General features: G+C 65.0%; 13 protein-coding genes. 6 read left to right on the top strand and 7 right to left on the bottom strand.

Annotated features, from left to right (window positions below):
- Nucleotides 1-350: 350 nt before the first annotated feature.
- Together ACS8YF_RS10620 and ACS8YF_RS10615 are read left to right on the top strand one after the other, a co-directional pair.
- Entirely contained in the window at nt 351-2,102 is a 1,752-nt protein-coding gene (locus ACS8YF_RS10620; protein ID WP_440850196.1) for a methyl-accepting chemotaxis protein, read from the top strand.
- 69 nt (nt 2,103-2,171) lie between these two features.
- Nucleotides 2,172-2,930 (top strand): hypothetical protein, encoded by a 759-nt coding sequence (locus ACS8YF_RS10615; protein ID WP_440850195.1) that lies wholly within the window; start codon nt 2,172-2,174, stop codon nt 2,928-2,930.
- 251 nt (nt 2,931-3,181) lie between these two features.
- On the opposite strand, the gene ACS8YF_RS10610 is transcribed toward ACS8YF_RS10615, so the two are convergent.
- A complete protein-coding gene (locus ACS8YF_RS10610) occupies nt 3,182-4,273 on the bottom strand; it encodes a GGDEF domain-containing protein (RefSeq protein ID WP_440850194.1) in 1,092 nt (363 codons plus the stop codon).
- Nucleotides 4,274-4,762: 489 nt separating this feature from the next.
- Complete coding sequence (gene rarD / locus ACS8YF_RS10605; RefSeq protein WP_440850193.1) at nt 4,763-5,692, bottom strand: EamA family transporter RarD; 930 nt, start codon at nt 5,690-5,692, stop codon at nt 4,763-4,765.
- A gap of 482 nt (nt 5,693-6,174) precedes the next feature.
- On the opposite strand from rarD, the gene ACS8YF_RS10600 reads away from it, so the two are divergent.
- Nucleotides 6,175-8,532 (top strand): sensor domain-containing phosphodiesterase, encoded by a 2,358-nt coding sequence (locus ACS8YF_RS10600; protein ID WP_440850192.1) that lies wholly within the window; start codon nt 6,175-6,177, stop codon nt 8,530-8,532.
- A gap of 216 nt (nt 8,533-8,748) precedes the next feature.
- The gene (locus tag ACS8YF_RS10595; RefSeq protein ID WP_440850191.1) at nt 8,749-9,696 is read left to right on the top strand and encodes an alpha/beta hydrolase; all 948 of its coding nucleotides are present in this window, start codon (nt 8,749-8,751) and stop codon (nt 9,694-9,696) included.
- A gap of 3 nt (nt 9,697-9,699) precedes the next feature.
- Here ACS8YF_RS10595 and ACS8YF_RS10590 read toward each other — a convergent pair whose 3' ends face one another.
- The 3 genes from ACS8YF_RS10590 to yghU all read right to left on the bottom strand — a co-directional run bounded on the left by ACS8YF_RS10590 (nt 9,700) and on the right by yghU (nt 14,497).
- Nucleotides 9,700-12,138 carry a sensor domain-containing protein gene (locus ACS8YF_RS10590; protein ID WP_440850190.1) on the bottom strand — a complete coding sequence of 813 codons (2,439 nt, stop codon included), beginning with the start codon at nt 12,136-12,138 and terminating at the stop codon, nt 9,700-9,702.
- Between the two features lie 216 nt (nt 12,139-12,354).
- A complete protein-coding gene (gnd, locus tag ACS8YF_RS10585; protein ID WP_440850189.1) occupies nt 12,355-13,335 on the bottom strand; it encodes a phosphogluconate dehydrogenase (NAD(+)-dependent, decarboxylating) in 981 nt (326 codons plus the stop codon).
- 310 nt (nt 13,336-13,645) lie between these two features.
- A complete protein-coding gene (yghU, locus tag ACS8YF_RS10580; protein WP_440850188.1) occupies nt 13,646-14,497 on the bottom strand; it encodes a glutathione-dependent disulfide-bond oxidoreductase in 852 nt (283 codons plus the stop codon).
- Between the two features lie 231 nt (nt 14,498-14,728).
- Here yghU and ACS8YF_RS10575 point away from each other — a divergent pair, with 231 nt between their 5' ends.
- Together ACS8YF_RS10575 and ACS8YF_RS10570 are read left to right on the top strand one after the other, a co-directional pair.
- Complete coding sequence (locus ACS8YF_RS10575; RefSeq protein WP_440850187.1) at nt 14,729-15,031, top strand: hypothetical protein; 303 nt, start codon at nt 14,729-14,731, stop codon at nt 15,029-15,031.
- Between the two features lie 222 nt (nt 15,032-15,253).
- Nucleotides 15,254-16,672: a dynamin family protein gene (locus ACS8YF_RS10570; protein ID WP_440850186.1), complete on the top strand. Its 1,419-nt coding sequence runs from the start codon at nt 15,254-15,256 to the stop codon at nt 16,670-16,672.
- 423 nt (nt 16,673-17,095) lie between these two features.
- Here the strand turns inward: ACS8YF_RS10570 and ACS8YF_RS10565 are convergent, their stop codons facing one another.
- The gene (locus ACS8YF_RS10565; protein WP_440850185.1) at nt 17,096-18,193 is read right to left on the bottom strand and encodes a phosphotransferase family protein; all 1,098 of its coding nucleotides are present in this window, start codon (nt 18,191-18,193) and stop codon (nt 17,096-17,098) included.
- Nucleotides 18,174-18,431: a hypothetical protein gene (locus ACS8YF_RS10560; RefSeq protein ID WP_440850184.1), complete on the bottom strand. Its 258-nt coding sequence runs from the start codon at nt 18,429-18,431 to the stop codon at nt 18,174-18,176. The genes ACS8YF_RS10565 and ACS8YF_RS10560 overlap by 20 nt, the downstream gene beginning before the upstream one ends.
- Between the last annotated feature and the right edge of the window lie 244 nt (nt 18,432-18,675).

Here is an 18,675-nt window from a genome sequence, read left to right as displayed (position 1 = left end):
CGCGCGGACCCCGGATACCCGCAGCCCGCCCGGCCGGCCACCCGGCCGGCTGGCTTGCCACGCCTGTCCCCCGTCCCGGAGCCCGGCTGCCGTCCCGTGCCGGCCAGCCAATGCGAAACAAGCTATCGGCACATGCCGGCGCACGGCGTGGCAGCGGCGGCGATGAAACCGGCGACCGGCCGCTTGGCTACCATCAGCGGTGGCTAGTGATGCCGTATACCGCCTCGGCGAAAAAAAAAGTACGTCGGATACCTAAATCGAGGTGCGCGTCGGCCGAAATATAGGCGCCAGACGCGCCGATTCCCGGCGGGCTGTGCAGACCATCCGACCCGGAGCTTCGTCCGAAAATCATGCGCCATAACACGCCAGTAACCCAGAACGAGTATGTGCTCGGCCCCGATCAGTATCTGATTTCGCAGACCGATCTTGACAGCTACATCGTCTTCGCCAACCCGGCCTTTATCGAGGTCAGCGGGTTCGACTGGGAAGAGCTTGTCGGCGAGCCGCATAATGTCATCCGCCATCCCGACATGCCGCCGGAAGCGTTCGCTGATTTCTGGGCCACCATACGCGCTGGCGAAACCTGGACCGGCATCGTCAAGAACCGGCGCAAGAACGGCGACTTCTATTGGGTTCACGCCACCGTGATACCGGTCATGCAGAACGGCCGGGCCGTGGGCTATGCATCGGTTCGGCGTGGCGCAACGAACGAGGAAAAAGCCACCGCAACCCGGGTGTATGCTCGGCTGCGCGCTGGCGAGAAGCCGAAAGCCCACCTCGACCAGGGCGTCATTATCGAGCACAGCTTGCGCGCCCGCGTCGCGCGGCTGCGCAATATCACCCTCGGCTGGCGTCTCGGCCTGTTGCTGCTGGCGACATGGCTTGGTCTGGGCGCTACCGCGGCGGCGGGTGCGCTCGGACTGCATGAACTGACCACTTCCATCGCGCCCATGGCCCCGGACCACGGCCCGGGGTCGGGCGTGTTCGGCACGCACGCGCTCACCATTCAGATCGCCCTGGCGGCGATATCCGGACTGGTGTTGACCGGCTGGATCGTACAGCTCGGCCTCAGCATCCGCCGGCCGTTGCGTTCGGCGCTCACGCTGAGCCGTCAGATCGCCGCCGGCAATCTGGTCGCCGCGAGCGAAGCGCACCGCGACGACGAGATCGGCGCCCTGGTGGCTTCGCTCAACGTCATGCGCGCCGGCCTGACGCATGTCGTCACCGACGTCAAACACGGTATCGGCATCGTGGCGCCGGCCACCACCGAGATCGCCGCCGGCAACAACGACCTGGCGCGACGAACCGAGGAACAAGCCGCCTCACTGGAACAGACGGCGGCCAGCATGGAGCAAATCACGGCGACCGTGAGCCAGGGCGCAGACAGCGCCCGGCAGGCTTCCGAACTGGCGCGCACGGCCTCTGACACAGCCGAGCGCGGGGGCGAGGAGATCGGGCGCATGGTGCATACCATGCAGTCGATCCACGAGTCGTCAACCGAGATCAGCGCCATTGTCGGCATGATCGACAACATCGCCTTTCAGACCAATATGCTGGCGTTGAACGCGGCCGTCGAAGCGGCGCGCGCGGGCGAACACGGCCGGGGCTTTGCCGTGGTGGCCAGCGAGGTGCGCGCTCTCGCCGGGCGCACCGCCGAATCGGCGCAGCAGATCAAAACCCTGATCGAGGCATCCAGCAGCCGGGTGGAAGCCGGCAATACGCTGGTGAGCAACAGCCGCGAAACCATGGATCAGATCGTGTCCGCCATTCGCGAGGTGAGCGGGCTGATGGAACAGGTCTCAATGGCCGCCGATGAACAGAAATCCGGCATCGAGCAGGTCAGTCAGGCGGTCACCCGGATGGACGAAATGACACAGCAGAATGCCGCACTGGTGGAGCAATCCGCTGCGGCGGCACAGTCGGTCAGTGTCCAGGCTGGCGAACTCGGCAAGAGCGTGTCGATCTTCCGTGTCGACGACCGGCCCATGACGGCGGCGCGCCCGCCCAGAACCCACAGTCTGCCACGGGCCAGTAATCGCCCTCCGAGCCCCGCGCGCCCTGAGCACGCGCCGACACAGCGCGCCGCGGCCGAGGCCGCCTGACAACGCAGCGCATCCGGGCACCTCGGCACAGTCGTATCATGGCGATAGGGCACACCAATGGGTCCACCGATGACGATAAGAGTCCGCCACGGGGTCTGGCTGGGAATGCTGGGGTTGCTGGCGTTGTCGGGATGCGCGCTGATGCAAAGCGCCGCCACGGGCACGGCCCCCCTCCATTCAGCCGGGCAATTGCAGCTGCCTGGCGGCCCCCATGGGCACAACATCGCGATTGCGTATCGGACGCCGGGCGGCTACGACGAATATCACCGCCGCCGGCGGCAAGGCGCGATCACCGAAGCCATGTACCTGGAGGCCAATGGCATCCAGACCGCGCTCGATTTTTCCGTGTATCGGCTGCATGCACTGACCGCCAAGCAATGGCGATTCAACCGCGACCCGGCACAATTGACCTGGCACAGCAAACATCTGGTACCCGTCGGCAACGGCGCTGTCCATGCCAAGGCGATCCTGGCCCGATTCACACGCTCGGCGCCCGCGCCGGCGTCTGCGGCCCTGCGCCAGTGTGTCGCCTTCGTGCGCGCCTGGGACATCCCGCCCGACGACCCAAGGCGACGACCGAGCCGGGCTTACTTCGGCTATCATTGCGCGCCCGCCGGGCAGCCCCTGTCTCGCGCCGCGGCGCGGCGATACGTAATGCATATCCACACGGCCGCGCAAAAGCTCGCGCCGGTCCGATTCGGCGACCATGTGCCCGATGAACCCGACGCGGTCGCCAAGGCACACGGCAACCACAGCCATTATGGCGCGCCCGGGTTTCCGCTACGGCGCGTGGTCGATTATGTCGATAGCGATCATAAAATGAATTGACGCGAAACTTGATCCCGTACGACACGCAGCGTGCTGGATAAGCAGGGGCATTCTGTCCGCCAATGCACGCGAATGCGCGCAAACAAGAACGCAGACCAAGGCATTGCTGCTTCAGGTGCGCGAGCAATCGCGTCATCGAGCCTTTGCCTGAACTCTGGACGTTCAAGACGCGGGGAAACCCGAATGCCGGGCGCATGCTGCCCGGCGTGGCGGGGCCGTATTGTCGGGCGTAATTGCCATTTCGGCGCGCATCAGTCCCGGCGTTCCGGCGACGGCTCCAGTAGGCGCTGTTGACGCGCCTGCGGGGCAACCGGCTGGCTCTGGGTACGGTCCCGCCCCTCGCGCTTGGCCTGGTACATCCGCGCATCGGCCTCGGCGAAGATTTCCTCGAAGCTGTGCCCGGCCAGCGAAAAACTCGCCACACCAAGACTCATGGTCACCGCGACCGCATGATCGCGTGCCGCCACCGGCGGTTCTGCAACGGTTTGACGCAACCGTTCGGCCTGCTGGACCGCGTCGGCATGATCGAGATCGAACAGCAGAATGGCCATCTCCTCGCCGCCGACGCGGCCCACGATATCGACCTCGCGACACTGGTGGAGCAACCGCATCGCCACCGCTTCCAGCACGATGTCGCCGATATCGTGGCCATAGCGGTCGTTGATGCTTTTGAAATGGTCCAGGTCGACGAGCACCATCGAGACGCGGGTGGGCGCCCCGGGTTCGCCACGCCGGGCGGCCCGTCGGGCCTGATCGAACAGTTCTCGGAATCGCGCGCGGCTGACCAGATGGGTGAGACTGTCGAGATCGGCACGCTGACGCAACTGATGATCGGCGCGCGTGATCTCGGTCTCGTGCGCCAGCGAGATCGCGAACAGCGCCGCGGCACACAGCAGCACGTCGCTCATCTCGGCCCATTCGACGACCGTGGGCGCGAAGCCGAAACGCAGGAGCATGAGCGCGGCCGCCAGCGCGAGAAAAACCAGCCCGACAATGGACCCGTCTCGGCGCCCGAGCAGGCGGTGCGAGACCAGCGGGATCACCAGCGCCCAAACGAATACCGACACATTCGCCGCCGTGGCCAGCGCAAAAACGAGCACGGACAAAAACGGAACCAGATAGGCCCAGGTCGCAGACCGAAGCGACAGCCCACGCCCGAGCAAACCATAGATCACGCCCGCGTAGATCATCATGCCGACCTCGGCCAACGCCAGCGCCCGCCGGTCCTGAAGCAGGTTGATCGGCACGAACACCAGGCCGAACAACATCGGAAGTATCAACACCACACGCAGAACCGCGGCGCGGCGCGTATCGTCTCCACTGGATAGATGACGTAAAGACATGGCGATCTAGTGTCCTATCTCGCGAGTAACCTTACACCGCGCGCGCCCGTCACCGCGTCCGGCGGTGTTGCGAAACCAGGCCGTATGATCCGATACGACCGGGTTTCGCGCCTGGCCGGCCACGCCGAAGGCCCACGCTCGTTTGATAAGAAACTTACGCGACAGAACACTGGTATGGATTGCATCTCAAACATCGGTGCCAAAAATATTTTTTGGCACGGATTCAGGCCTATACCAAGGGCATCATGGATTGCGATGCAATCCATTTGGTCCAGCGCTCGGACGATACAGCGGACGACGTGCCGGGCACACCGGGTCGAAACAAAACATACGTCGGCGCACGCGCGGCCCGCCTTCCGTACTGGCCAGCTGCCAACGCGACCATCGGCGATAAGTCGCGGGCCCCGAGAGGACACGCCCGCCCCGGGGCGCGCGGCATGGCATTAAACGCGAACGAACCGGTTTTGGACGCGGCGCCCGGTGTAGCCGTCATCCCGCGCGAGCCATGGTCCACGCGCCCCACTGCACACGGACGATATCGACGGTATAGATCGACAGCGCCAGCCAGATACAGGCAAAGGTCGTGATATCGGCCGTCGTCAACGGCTCATGGAACAGCACGACACCGGTCAAAAAATGCAGGGTCGGCGTGATGTACTGAATGATGCCGATGGTCGCCAGCGGCAGACGCCGGGCCCCGGCGGCGAACAGGGTGAAAGGCACGATCGTGAGGACACCGGCGCCGAAAAGCAGCGCATCGGTACGCATGCCGTCGACACCGAACGCGGCCCCGCCGTGGGCGTACAGCCAGCCCAGCCACACCAGCGCAAGCGGCGATAACAGCAGCGTCTCGACCAGCAGGCCGGTGACGCTGTCGACGGACAGCCGCTTGCGAATCAGGCCATAGAAGCCGAAACAGCCGGCCAGGATCAACCCGATCCAGGGCACCTGTCCATAGGCGACGACCGAAAACACGACCCCCGCCGCGGCCACTGCCACCGCGACCCACTGCAGTCGGCGCAGGCGCTCGCCAAGGACCGCGAAGCCCAATGCCACATTCAGCAATGGATTGATGTAATAACCGAGACTCGCCTCGATCACGTGATCGTTGACCACGGCCCAGATGAACGTGCCCCAGTTGGTGGCCACCAGCGCCGCGCTCAACACCAGCATGGACAGCAGTCGACGATCGGCGAACACGGCCAACACCCGGTCCGTGCGGCGCAACAGCACGACCGCGATCCCGAGCAGGGCCGCCGTCCACAGAATGCGATGCGCCAGGATCTCCCACGGCGAAACCGATGGATCGATCAAATGAAAATACAGCGGCAGGACGCCCCAGGTCAGAAAGGCGCCGAGAGCCGCCCCCAGGCCCAGGGTGGGTTGCGAAAAAGGCGATGGCGACGGGCGTGGCGTCACGGGGCGCTCCTGGCAGTACCGCCGGCCGGGGATCCTCGGTTCACGACGGGCGTTGCAGTGTGCCACGACCGGCGCGCAGGTGCCGCCGCAATCGCCCGGCGGCACCGCGCCGCCCGTGTTCGTCCGGGTCGACGACGATAGGTCGCAACAATCGAAGACCAGTAATTATTAGACGATGCTTTCACCGGCCACACCATGGCTCGCAACCATAACTTCATGGCTTGAAAATAGAGATTAAAACCATTCAATAACAACGGGTTGATAACAGGCGCATCCTTTTTTATCGCAGCAATTGTATTGCGCACCATTTGGACTGGTTCTGGAACTTACTTCAAGTCCCGGCCGTATTCGTTTATCAACGCATGGAAACCGAGGGCGTTCGCGTTGCAACGACGGCGTGTTGCGTTGGCGAACGTAGCGGCATCAATCGACACGCATACGACACCCGAGCCGCGTCGGTGCCAACACGCCGGGGCATTTCTATGGATTCATCCACGCTCGAAACGCGACGACTGGCCGCGCTGGATCGCCTGCAATTGATGGATACGCCGCCCGAGGAACGCTTCGAGCGGCTCACCCGAATCGCCCGGCGCTCCTATCACACCGGCATCGCGCTGTTCACGCTGATGGACGCCGACCGCCAGTGGTTCAAGTCCCATCCCGGCGTCAGCGAATCCGAGGTGGCGCGTTCGGCCTCTTTTTGCAATCAGGCGCTGCGTGACAGGCAGGCCATCGTCGTGCCCGATGCCCGCCTCGATCCGGCGTTGGCCGGCCACCCCTGGGTGACCGGCGCGCCCGGCATCCGCTTCTACGCGGGCGTCGCGGTACACGCACCCGGCGGCTTCAAGGTCGGGACATTGTGTGTGATCGATACCGCACCGCGCCGTCTTGATGAGGTGGAACTGGACGTGCTTTACAGCCTGGGCGCGATCATCGAGGAGGAACTCGCGCGTCACCGGCCCACGCCCACGGCAAGCGGGCGATACATGCAGCAGTCCGACCTCACCGCGGCGATCCAGCGCGCCCAGCACGCATTTCTGGCCGGCGTGGACGAGCGCAGCGCCTACGCCGTGGTGCTCGATGACCTGATCACGCTGACCGGCAGCCGGTTCGGTTTCATCGGCGAGATGCGGCACGACGCGGCGGGCAATCCGTATCTCAAGGTGCAGGCCATTCACAACCTCGACTGGACGCCGGACACCCAGGCGCTCTACCAGCGTGTGCGTGAGCACGGCATCCGCTTCGAACGCCTGGACAACCTGGTCGGCGCCCCCATGACCAGCGGCAAGGTCGTCATCTCGCAAGACCTCGACGCCGAACCGCTGAGCATCGGACTGCCCGCGGAGCACCCGCCGATGTCGACCTACATCGGCATTCCGGTGTTCTCGGGCGAGCGCCAGATCGGGCTCGTGGGCCTGGCCAACCGCGACATCGACTACGAACTGGGGCTGGCCCAGGAACTCGAGCCCCTGCTGCAGACGGTCGGCAACCTGATCGAGCGTGACCAGCTGTATCGCGAAAAACGCGAACAGGAGAAAAACCTGGCGCGCGCCACCCACTATGACGCCCTCACCGGCCTGCCCAATCGCTATCGCCTGAGCGAGTTATTCGGTTGCGCGCTGGTCGCGGCTGCGCGGCGCAATACACGGCTGACGGTCGGCCTGCTCGACCTGGACGATTTCAAGACGATCAACGACACCCATGGCCGTGCCGCCGGCGACATAGTGCTCTGCGCCGTGGCGGAACGGCTCCGCCGTAGCGTACGCAAACCGAATCTGGTCGGGCGGCTGGGTGGCGACGAATTCGTGGTCATCCTGCGGGACGTCGAAGACGAGCGCGCCTACGCTCATCTGCTGGCCACGATCCACGAGCCGATCCGATATCGCCGAACCACGCTGCAGATCAGCGCCAGCATGGGCTTGACGGTCTATCCGGACGACGATGCGAGCGTCGATCTGCTGCTGCGTCATGCCGACCAGGCGATGTGCGCCGCCAAGGAACTGGGCAAGAATCGTTATGAGCATTTCGATCTGGCGCGTTATTTTTCGCGCCAGGAACGCGGACGTGTGCTCGACCGCATCGCCGAGGCGCTGCGCGAGTCGCAGTTCGAATTGCACTATCAGCCCAAGATCGACCTCATCGGCCGGCGCGTGGCCGGTTTCGAGGCCCTGCTGCGGTGGAATCACCCTACCGACGGACTGATCGCGCCGGGTTCGTTCCTCAACCATCTCGAATATACCGATTTCGCCGGGGCGGTCGGGCGCTTCGTGATCGAGCGCGCGATCACCCAGTTGCAGCGGCTCGACGACGAAGCGCTCGATTTCACCATCAGCGTGAACCTCAGCCCGTCCCATTTCCTGAGCCCGGGCTTCTGCAGCGACCTCTGGCACGCACTGCAGGACTGCCCGGTCCGATTGCGTGGGCGCCTGATCCTCGAACTGCTGGAAACCACGGCGCTGGACGACTCCAATCGTGTGATCGAAACGCTGCAGGCCTGTCGCGAGCTCGGCGTGCAGGTCTCGCTGGACGATTTCGGCACCGGCTATTCGTCGCTCGATTACTTCCGCCGCCTGCCGGCCCACGAGATCAAGATCGACCGCTCCTTCGTCCAGGACATGCGCGACAATGGCGACGACGAAATGATCGTCGACGCCATCATCAGTCTGGCCCAGAGCTTCAAGCGGCGGACCGTGGCCGAGGGCATCGAGAATATCGCCACCCACAATCGCCTGATCGAGATGGGCTGCGAGTACGGCCAGGGCTTTCTCTACAGTCGCCCCCTGCCCGCCGGCGCGGCGCTGGAGTGGGCACGCGGCTTTCGCTGGGCAGACATCGTCTGATCGCTCGCCGAAGACGGGTGTCGCATGCGGCGCCAACCGCCGGGGTGTGGCTTATGCCGTCGCTCCGGAACCGGGCACCGCGGGTCGGCGACGCGGTCAACCGGGTGTCTGGCCCGTCACGGCGACGGCCCGGGCCGCTCGGCCTGCCACCCCGTCGACTATGGTGCCCGTTGCTTTTGCGCTACGTTGTGGCCTTGTCCCATCTGCGAATGCTCCATGACACTGCTTCCCGAAGTACAGGCCGTGGTCGACAAGCTCAACGGCGCCGAGATTTCATTCACCGATCTGACCGTGCCCGAGGCGCGCCAGCTCTACGTGGATACGCTGGCGCGATCCGGCGGCGAGCCCGTAGCCATGGGCGCGGTCGAGGATCATCGGATACCCGGTCCGGCCGGCGATGTCGCCATCCGCCGCTACCGGCCCGAGGGGCTCGGCACCGCCGCCGCTCCGACCGTGATCTATTATCACGGCGGCGGCTGGGTGCTGGGCGATCTCGACTCGCATGACCGCATCTGCCGGCAGATCGCCCGGCGCTGCGGCTGCCAACTGATCGCGGTGGACTACCGCCTGGCACCCGAGCACCCATTGCCGGCTTCGAGCGCGGATGCCATCGCGGCCTTTGCATGGCTGACCACCCACGCGGCCGAGTTCGACATCGACCCGAAGCGCCTGGCCGTGGCCGGCGACAGCGCCGGCGGACACCTGTCGGCCGTGGTCGCGCTGGCGGCGCGCGATCACGGCTGGCCGCTGGCCTTCCAGGCCCTGATCTATCCGGCGACCGACCTGCGCGGTGTCACCCGGCACTATCCCTCGCGCTTGCGCAACAGCCACATCCCGCCGCTGACGGCGGAACTCATGGCATGGTTCGGCCGCCATACCACCGATCAAGCCACCGACACCGGCGACTGGCGCGTGTCACCGTTACTGGCCGGCTCGCTGGCCGGTGTCGCCCCGGCGCTGGTGCTGACCGTTGGCGCCGACGTGCTCATGGACGAGGGCGCGCTCTACGCGACGCGTCTGCGCGATGATGCCGTGGCCTGCGATCACGCTCATTTCCCCGGCGTGATTCACGGCTCGATCGAAATGTATGCCTGGCTGTCGGTCACCACCGCCATGCTCGATCGCGTGGCCGACGCCCTGCGCGGCGCGCTGGCGCCCGGCTGACGCTCAGCCGCGTCGTTCCAGCGGCGCGGTGAATGCGGCGCTGGCTTGCTGTTCCGGCCGGCCGAAGTAAAAGCCCTGCAGATGCGAGCAGCCGTCGCTGCGCAGCCGGGTGGCCTGATCGATATGCTCGACCCCCTCGGCCGTGATCTGGATCCGCAGACTGTGACCGAGCGTGGTGATCGCCTTCACGATCGCCTGCGCCTCGGCATCGTGGCAGATCTCCTTGACGAAGCTCTTGTCGATCTTGATGCGATCGAAGGTGAACGAGCGCAGATAGTGCAACGACGAATAGCCGGTGCCGAAATCATCGAGCACGATCTTCACGCCCAGCGCCTTGAGCGCTTCCAGCAGGCGGATGTTGTTACGCGAGGCATCGAGCAGGATCGACTCGGTGATTTCCAGTTCCAGGCGATGCGGGGCCAGCCCGGAGTTCGACAGCGCATCGCGCACGTGATCGACCAGCGCGTGATCGTCGAACTGCACCGTCGACAGGTTGACCGCAATCGTTGCCTCGCCGCGCCAGTCCGCCGCCTCGGCACAGGCCTGCATGAGCACGCGCGCACCGATGGCCCGGATCAGGCCGGTCTCCTCCGCGACCGGTATGAATTCCAGCGGCGGCACCACGCCGCGCTCGGGATGATGCCAGCGCAGCAGGGCTTCCATGCCCGACACGGTCAGACTGTCCGAGTCCATGATCGGCTGGTAGTACAGCACGAATTCGTCGGCGTCGTAGGCCCGACGCATGTCGGTCTCGATCTCCAGTCGTTGGCGCGCGGCGCGGTGCAGCTCGGGATGAAAGACCGAACAGGTGCCCTTGCCCCCGCGCTTGGCGTCGTAGAGCGCGAGATCGGCGCAACGCAGCAATTCCTCGGTGTTGTCGACATCGGCGCTGGAAAGCACCAACCCGATGCTCACGCCGGACTGCACGATATGCTCGCCCACCAGGAGCGGCTCGTGCATGTCGGCGATCAGACGCCGGGCGACCGCCTCCAGCTCGCCCGCATTGCTGCAGTGGGGCAACACCACGCAGAATTCGTCGCCGCCAATGCGCGCCAGCATGGCCGTGTCATCCAGCGCGGCCCGTAGCCGGCAGGCCACCTGGATCAACAGCTGATCGCCGACGGGGTGACCGAGCACATCATTGATGTTCTTGAAGTTATCGAGGTCGATGAGCAGCAGGCCGACGCTCGTGCCGTCGTACTCGGTGGCTTTCAGGGCCTGGCTCAGACGCTTGTTGAACAGGGTGCGATTGGGCAGATGCGTCAACGCATCGTGATGCGCCATGAAATGAATCTTCTCGTGGGCGCGGTGCTCCTCGGTGACGTCCTCGACCAGATACATCAAGTTGGCCGCGCCCCCGGCCGCATCGTCATTGACGCGCAACACGCGGCACTTGAGACGCGCCGTGCCCTCGGCCGTATCGATGCCGATCCGCATCTCGCGGATCTCGTCGTCGTCGAGCGTCTTGGCGGCCGCCCCGCGCAGCCGCCGGACGATGGTATCGGCGTCGATGGCCGGCGCCGTACTCGAGGCCGAGCGCGCCGCGTTGTCCATGAGAATCTGGCCGGTCTGGCTATCCTCGACCAGCACACGGATCGGAATATTGCCGATCACGTTGTCGAGGAATGCCGACATCGAGCGCGATTCGCGATAGCGATGCTCCGCCGCTCGCTTGGCCTTGAGGATTTCGTTCTCGTGTTCCTTGCGACGGGTCATGTCACGCGTGATCTGGGCATAGCCGATCAAATGCCCGTGTTCACGAATCGGTATAACGATCACGGTGGCCCAGAAGGCCGTACCATCACGACGGTAGCGCCAGCCCTCGGCCTGGTGGCGTCCATTCTCGCGCGCACAGCGCAGCATTTCGTCCGGCCGGCCGCGCTCGCGATCATGCGGACTGTAGAAGATGGAAAAATGCCGACCGATGATTTCGTCGGGCGCGTACCCCTCGATCGCCGCCACCCCCGGATTGCTGCTGGTGACCCGACCCTCGCGATCGAGCATGAGGATGGCGTAGAGCGTCACCCCCTCGAACAGCAATCGAAACTGGCGCTCGGCCAGGCGCGCGTGACCGTTGCGCCAGGTCTCGCCGCATGCACGCTCGACCACCGCGAAGCCGGTCAGGCGATCGGCATCGAACACCGCTTCGGTCACGCTGTAAGCGGGGAAACAGCCGCCGTCCTTGCGCCGGCGCCAGACCCGGCCTTCGCGGCGACCGTGCTGGCGCGCCGCCGTCAGCACCTCTCCCGGGGGCGGCCCGAGTTCGTGCAGCATGGACACGGGGGCGCCGATTGCTTCGCGCTCGGCATACCCGGTCAGACGCTCGGCGCCCGCGCTCCACGAAAGAATACGGCCCTCGGGGTCGAGCATATAGATCGCGTGATCGCTCAGTCCGTCAACGAGCTGCCGATGGATCGTGATGTCTCGACCAGGAATCTGCATTCCAGCGTGCCAGTTCGCGGTAGTACGCTACCTTATCGGCCGCGAATTACAGGACTTGAAAACGAACGTACACCCGGCGCGGGTTGCACCCGTCCCGATCGATCAGCCGGTCACGTCGCCGCTCATTGCGGGCGTGATCGCCCGACCACTAGGGGCCTGTTACCCGGGACCGGCGGGTTTTGCGCCGCGGCGCGGAGCCGGGCCATGACACCGGCCCTATTCGTTATGCGTCTCGACATGGCCGCCGAACTGGTGGCGCATCGCCGACTGCAGCTTGTCGCCGAAGCTCGGCGTGTTGCGCGAGCGGAAGCGGGCGAACAACGCCGCCGACAGCACGTTGGCGGGCACCGCCTGCTCGATCGCTGCATTGATCGTCCAGCGGCCTTCACCGGAGTCGGAGACCTCGCCGGTGAACGCCGCCAGGCTCTGGTCCTCGGCCAGCGCGATCGAGGTCAGATCCAGTAACCACGAGGAGATCACGCTGCCCCGCCGCCAGACCTCGGCAATATCGGCCAGGTTGAGGTCGAACTGCTCGTCCTCGGGCAGGAAATCGGCGGCGCGGTTCTTCAGGATATCGAAGCCTTCCGCATAGGCCGCCATCATGCCGTACTCGATGCCGTTGTGGACCATTTTCACGAAATGCCCGGCACCGACCGGACCACAGTGCAGATAACCCTGTGCCGCCCGCGGCTCCAGTGTCTCGCGCCCGGGCGTATCGTCGATATCGCCGGGGCCGGGGGCCAGCGTGGCGAAGATCGGATCGTGTCGCTCCACGGTGTCCTTGTCGCCGCCGATCATCAGGCAGTAGCCGCGCTCCCGGCCCCAGACACCGCCCGAGACGCCGACATCCATGTAACGGATATCGCGTTCGGCGAGCATTCGGGCACGGCGGACGTCGTCCTTGAAGTTCGCGTTGCCACCATCGATCAGGGTATCGCCGGGCGCCAACAGCGGCGCCAATTCGGCGACCGTGTTGTCGGTGACTTCGCCCGCGGGCAGCATCAGCCACAGCGTGCGGGGCTGAGGCAGGGCCCGGATCATTCCGGCCAGAGATTCGGCGGCCTCGCCGCCGGCATCCGCGATACGCGACACCGCCTGCGCATGCGTGTCGAAGACCACGCATTCATGGCCATCATCCATCAGACGGCATGCGATGTTGCCGCCCATGCGGCCGAGCCCGAGCACTCCGATCTTCACGACGACCTCCTTGCTGGCAAACCGACCGGTGTGGCGGTCCGCCCCGACTGCCATACGAGAGGACTCATTTTACAGCGCGCGCGGCCGTCACCGCGTCGGGCGGCGTTGCGAAACCCAGCCGTATGATCCGATACGACTGGGTTTCTCGCCTTGCCGGCCACGCCGACCGCTCTCGCTCGTTTGATACGAAACTCACGAGACAGGACGCTGATATGGATTGCATCGCAACCATCCGTGCCAAAAAGACTTTTTTGGCGCGAATTTTGGCCCATCCCAGGGCCATCATGGATTGCGATGCAATCCATGTGGTCTAGCGACGGCGCTTGAAATCGCTGGCGTCGTGCCGTTCCGGCAACTGTTCCGACTCGTCGCCCCACAGACGGTTGACCATGCGCCCGCGCACCACGGCCGGGCGTGCATCGATGGCCCGGGCCCAGCGCTGAACGTGCTCGTAGTCCGCCACCTGCAGGAATTCGCCGGCGTCGTAGAGCCGCCCCAGCGCGAGCGCGCCGTACCACGGCCAGGTGGCGATATCGGCGATGGTGTATTGGTCGCCGGCGAGGTAGGCATGATCGGCCAGGCGCCGATCGAGCACATCGAGCTGGCGCTTGACTTCCATGGTGAAGCGATCGATCGCGTACTCGATCTTCTCCGGCGCGTAGTTGTAGAAGTGGCCGAAACCGCCGCCGAGGTAAGGGGCGCTTCCCATCTGCCAGAACAGCCAGTTCAGCGTTTCGGTGCGGATGTCCGGATCGTTGGGCAAAAATGCGCCGAAACGCTCGGCCAGGTAAAGCAGGATGGCGCCGGATTCGAACACCCGCCGCGGCTCGGAGAGGCTGTGGTCGACCAGCACCGGAATCTTGGAGTTCGGATTGACGGCGACGTAGCCGCTGGAGAACTGCTCACCGTCACCGATACGGATGGGCCAGGCGTCGTATTCGGCCTCGGCGTGGCCTGCTTCAAGCAATTCCTCGAACAGGGTGGTGACTTTTACGCCATTCGGCGTCGCCAACGAATACAGTTGATAGCGATGTTTGCCAACGGGCAGCTCGGCTTCGTAGCGGGGCCCGGCGTAAGGCCGGTTGATGCTGGCAAACTGGCCGCCGCTTTCCTTTTCCCAGGTCCAGACCTTCGGGGGTGTGTACTCGGTGGAATCACTCATGATGAATCACTGTAGAATGCAAAGGCGGGCAGTGTACTACTGCCGCGGCCCACGGATCATCCGGGCCGTGTCGTTTCGGCTGCCCGGAATCGGGCTTCCCCGGGTCGCATTGCCGGTTCACAGCGCGCCGCGCATCAGAACAGTGGCCCGTGGCCGACCCACGCCGGGTTCTGTCGGTATTCATCCGCGCCGCCTATACTCGCCGATACAAGCCGAAACCGGTTGATTGTCATGAAACGAGTACTGCATTCCTCCGCCCTGGCCGCTGCCATTGTCGTGCTCGGCGCCTCGCTCCAGGGCTGTGTTCTGGCGGCCGGCGCCGCGGCCGGCGCCGCAGGCGGCTACGAGGCAAAGAAGCACGGCTATGACGTGCAGTCACCAGTGAAAAAGGATTCCGCCGGCGGCTACAAGGGGCAGTCCCCTGTGGTCAAGCATCCCCAACACGACACCGCGTCATCGCCGCGCAATAGCAACGACAGCGATGACGCCGGCGACGGCACGTCGACGCGCAAGACCCCGAGCGAACAAAACTAATCGCATATTTTCGGCGCGGGTTCGTGTCCTCCGGCGTTGCGCCCCGGGCCGTATCCGCCAGCCTTTGCGCTACCGCGCCCGGCCGGGCGCGCGATCGCGCATGGGCGTTGGCTTGCCCGGGAGGCCAGCGGCCGACGTCACGGCGAAACAGCCGCGGCCGCTGGCATACTATGATGAAAGTCGCGGCGCGCTGCGCCGGTGCATGCCAGCCTCAGGGGGCTTATGAGTCAATCCTCGAAACACGCCACGCGTACCGATTCGCTCGAAACCCATCTCAAGCGCGAGAACCCGCTGCTGCTTGAGCCGCTGGCGGAGTTCCGCCGACTCGATCGCATCGCGCATCGCATGGGGCTGCTGGCGCCGAGCGAGAGCTTCACCCGGCGCGTGCCGTGGTGGCCCGTGGTTTCACTGCTGGGCACCTTCTCGGCCGGCAAGTCGAGCTTCATCAACAGTTATCTCGGCACCACACTGCAACGCACCGGCAACCAGGCGGTCGATGATCGCTTCTCGGTGATCTGCTACAGCGAGGACAAGGAGCCGCGCACCCTGCCCGGCTCGGCCCTGGACGCGGATCTGCGCTTTCCCTTCTACCGGATCAGTGGCGACATCGAGGATGTCGCGGCTGGCGAAGGACGGCGCATCAACAATTATCTACAGCTCAAGACCTGCAATTCCGAACAGATCCGCGGCAAGATCCTGCTCGATTCGCCCGGCTTCGATGCCGACAGCCAACGCTCGGCGACGCTGCAGATCACCGATCGCATCATCGATCTGTCGGACCTGGTACTGGTGTTCTTCGACGCGCGCCATCCCGAGCCCGGCGCCATGCGCGACACCCTGCAGCACCTGGTCTCGGACACCATCAACCGTGACGACGCGAGCAAGTTCCTGTTCGTGCTTAACCAGATCGATACCACCGCCAGCGAAGACAACCCCGAAGACGTGGTTGCCGCCTGGCAGCGGGCGCTGGCGTCGGCGGGCCTTACCGCCGGGCGATTCCTGCGTATCTACGACGAGGGCGCGGCCGAGGCCATCCCGGACGAATCACTCGCAGCCCGCTTCAAAGCCAAGAAGGATGCCGACATCGCCGAGATTCATCGGCGCATGAAAGGCGTCGAAGTCGACCGCGCCTATCGCGTGGTGGAACTGATGACCGGCGCGGCCGATACCCTGGCCGGCGAGGCCGGCGTCGGGCGGCTCAAGGGCTATCTGCGGCGCTGGCGCCAGCGCACGCTGCTCTACGACGGCCTGATGCTGTTGCCGATCGTGCTGGCCTGCGGCGCCGCCTTGATCTGGGCGCATGGCGTGGCCATGGGCGTGGTCGATCGTGTATTCGGCAACACCATCAGCGGCTGGCTGATCGTGGCGGTCGTCGCGGTGCTGCTCGGAGCGCTGCATTTCGTCAGCCGTTCGCTGGCAGCGAAGCAGATCGCGCGCCGGATCGATCCGGCCTCGCAACAGGCCTTCAGCCTCGACCTGCGACGCGCCTTCCGGCGCAATACCCGCTGGTGGCGCGGCCTGTTCAGTCTGCAACCCAAGGGCTGGCACCTCTTCGCCCGACGCCGCGTGGCCAGGATCCGCGACAAACAGGAAGCCATGGTGCGGCGTCTCAACGATCGCTTTACCCAGCCTTCGGGCTAGCGCCAATTAGCACCCTGTATTTCGCGTGTTTTTTCACGCCAAGCAAGTCGCGGCGGTGAACCGTGACAGGGAATACGGCAAAGCACCGCGGCGCCGAAGTCGGGCGATGAATTGACGTGACGGGACACAAGGGCCGGTTGCCGTTTCGTACACGTGCCGCGTTGGAGACCGCAAATCGGTCGAGACAACGCGCGCGTCGCCGGTCGTGGCGTGCCACGATCAAGACGCGCAACGCCGTATCGGCGCCCTGGTTGATTTTATGGGCGGCCCAACCCGAAGGGACAAGCGCTGTTTTGCCGCAATCCAGCGTTGGTGCTCTCTCACGTAGAACGACTACGCGACGTTCGCTACGCCTCGTCTTGCCGCCCCTAGTAATTTTTCAGGAAGCGCTTGGCGCGGACGCGCACGAAACGGCAACAGGCCCTAGCAGGCGGTGTCGTAATAACGGGCCATCTGCCAACCGAGTTCGGCCAGTTCACCGACCTGACGGGCCACACGCGCGGCCTGGTCGCCATGGCGACCGCCCGGCGCGCGGGCCTGCCCGGCCTGGGCGAAGGCCGCGATACCGAACAAGGCAAAGGCGATGAACGCCGGCCATTGTTCGATCGGGGCCAATCCACGGGCGCGGCTATAACGCCGCAGTAGCTCCGATTCATCGGGAATGCCCCACGCCACCAGATCGAGCCCCGAGATGCCGGGCAGCACATCGATGTCCGGCGGCAGGTAATAAGGCAGACAGGCATAGGCCAGATCAGCCAGAGGATGGCCCAGCGTGGCCGACTCCCAATCCAGTATGGCGACCAGTTCGGCCCCCTCCGCGGCCAGCATCAGATTCGCCAGGCGATAATCGCCGTGCGTGATGACGGGCGCGGCGTCCGCCGGCAGATTCTGTTCCAGCCATTGGGCCAGCGCCATCATCGCCGGATCCGGGTCACCGGCGGTATGCTCGTACTGTCGCCGCCAGGCCGTGACTTGTCGTCCCAGATAGCCCCGCGGTCGGCCGAACTCCGCCAGCCCGACCGTGTCGACATCGACATTGTGCAAGGCCGCCAGCGTATCGATCATGCCGCGATAAACTGCCCCGCGCTCATCACACGAGAGGCCGTCGAGTTTCGAATCGGACAGGGTGCGCCCGGCCACGTAGTCCATGATGTAGAACGGCGCGCCCAGCACCGATTCATCGACACAGAAAGCGTGCATCGCCGGTACCGGCACGCCCGGGGTGTCGGCCAGCGCCTGCATCACCCGATACTCCCGATCCAGCGCATACGCCGCTATCGGGGCGTCCGCTGCGCTCTTGCGCAGAACGAACTTCGACGCCCTGGCGCCGCGCCCATACGACACGAGAAAGGTCGGGTTGGATCTGGCACCCGCGAACTGCTGTACCGACAATGGACCACAGTCGAAACCGCGCGCGGCCAGATGCCGTGCCAGCGCATCGACGTTGAAACGCCGTCCGCTGCTGACATCGATCAATTCGGGTGGCGGGGGACGGGCCGTTTCACCGAGAACCAGCGGCATGGCGCGTCTCCTCGGCGTTGTCGGGCGAAGCTGACGTCTCTTCCCCCATGGACGGACAGCCCGAAACCCAGCGCCGCTGTGCGGGATGCCGGGCATCGCCCGCAGGCCCGACGACCCAAGCACGGCTCACGCGCATGGGCTTGGCGAGCCTCAGCCCCGCCTCTCGGGCCAGCGAGGCATCGGGGGCGGATACACGCTGGGGGCGCCGCACGATGACGTCGCAATTGAACGCCTGCATGGCGTGTTCTCCTTGGATGGCGGCCGGCGCTGCCGGCGCGAATTTCAATCGAAAATCGCACGCCCCCGAAACCCGTTCAATGCGCCGTTTGGCGAAGAATCCGGGAGACTACGGAGGCGTTCAGACCGAACGCGCCAAGCCAACCATTTTTAATCCTCTAGGGCGCTGCTGAAAAACCCGACAAATCTCGGGACAATAGTCAGCAGTGGAGAGTGAATAGGAGCCGAACCGATGCGAAGCCCGG

This window comes from Salinisphaera sp. SWV1 (genome assembly GCF_052044155.1).
Lineage (GTDB): Bacteria > Pseudomonadota > Gammaproteobacteria > Nevskiales > Salinisphaeraceae > Salinisphaera.
This window is presented reverse-complemented; position numbering and strand designations above follow the sequence as displayed.